1 pseudogene is annotated in these 1388 nt (G+C 68.2%); it reads left to right on the top strand.

The window, feature by feature from the left end:
* Positions 1 to 62: 62 nt before the first annotated feature.
* Positions 63 to 1388 (top strand): annotated as a pseudogene (locus A5780_RS38735) (hypothetical protein); the annotation flags it as partial.

Raw genomic sequence — 1388 nt, 5'->3', positions numbered from 1 at the left:
CTGCACCTCCGGGCTGGACATCAATCCCGGAAACCACCACCGCCCATGAGGAGGCAATCACCATGTCCGACACCACCATCCGCGACGCCGCGACCTGGCAGCTCGGTGTGCCGACCGGCTACGCCCAGCGCATCGCCCACGTGCTGGCCATCGCCGGGGTCAACCAGGCCCGCCACACGCGCACCCGGCTCCAGCGCGACGACGACCAGGCCCGCGAACACGGACCCGCCGCGATCGAACTGTTCGAGATCGCCGTCGGCAACCAGATCGGGGCCGCCGAGGACCGGCTGGAACAGATCGTGTGGGACAACCAGTGGGCGCTGACCTCCGCGCTGGCCGACGCGCTGACCTGGCACGACACCTCCGAGATCGCGGACCAGAAACTGACCGAACTGTGCGACGCCTTCGCCCACCAGTGGGGCGTGAACATCGACACCGAGCAGATGCAGGTCGGCATCGATCCCGACTTCGACGCAATCGGAGCCCAGAGCCGCGCGCAGGCGGCGGCGCTGTTCGCACGCCAGAGCGCGGCCATCGGGATCATCGAGGACCTGCCACTGGCCCCGGAAGCCAAACCCGTTGTCGGGCAGGCACTGCTGCGGTGGCGCGGGGAAAGCCTCGACGAAGCCCCCACCTACGCGTTGTCGTCTGCCGAGCAGCGGCGCGCGCAGCTCGACACCGATCTGGATGCGGCCGGCCTCACCACAGACGACCGCACCCGCGTCGACTTCGTCGTCGACTACCTCACCGGAGACACCCGCAACATCGACCTGCTCACCTCCCCGGTGTTCGTCGATCCCGGAGAGGAAGCCCGCGGCCGCATCCCGGAGCTGCTGGCCGGATTCGACGAAGGCCACGTCACGGCCAAGCAGATGGCCGCCGAGATCGCGGTGATGACCGCTGAGGACCAGGCCCGTGTCCGTGAGGTCGGCAAAGCGATCCGCGACGGACAGTACCCGGACCTGCAGCTCTGGCCCGGCTACGCCGACCGCGACAAACTCACCGAACAACTCTCACTGCTCGCCGGTGATGTCGAGGACCTGCGCGCGACCGCGGACTACCTCGCCGAAAACGACATCTCGAACGAGTCCCCCGAAACCTGGGGTGTCGGTGACGAAACCGCCGCGACCATCGAGCGGCTGCGCGAGCGGGGCGACGAGATCGTCGCGGTCGCCACACTCCAGCACGGCCTGGCCGACATCGAGCGCAGCCAGCTCGTCACGATTGTCGACGACGTCGACGCCGGACGCTTCCAAAGCCGAAAAGACATCCCGGAATTGCTGTTCGCCGACGAACGCAGCAAACAGCGCATCGACCAGGGCCGTGTCGCCGCCGTCGCGTCCGAGCTCGCCTCCGGGATGGTCAGTGAGGTCGGTGAGATCCTCGCC

It is taken from the genome of Nocardia sp. 852002-20019_SCH5090214 (assembly GCF_001665865.1).
Taxonomy (GTDB): domain Bacteria; phylum Actinomycetota; class Actinomycetes; order Mycobacteriales; family Mycobacteriaceae; genus Nocardia; species Nocardia nova.
This window is presented reverse-complemented; position numbering and strand designations above follow the sequence as displayed.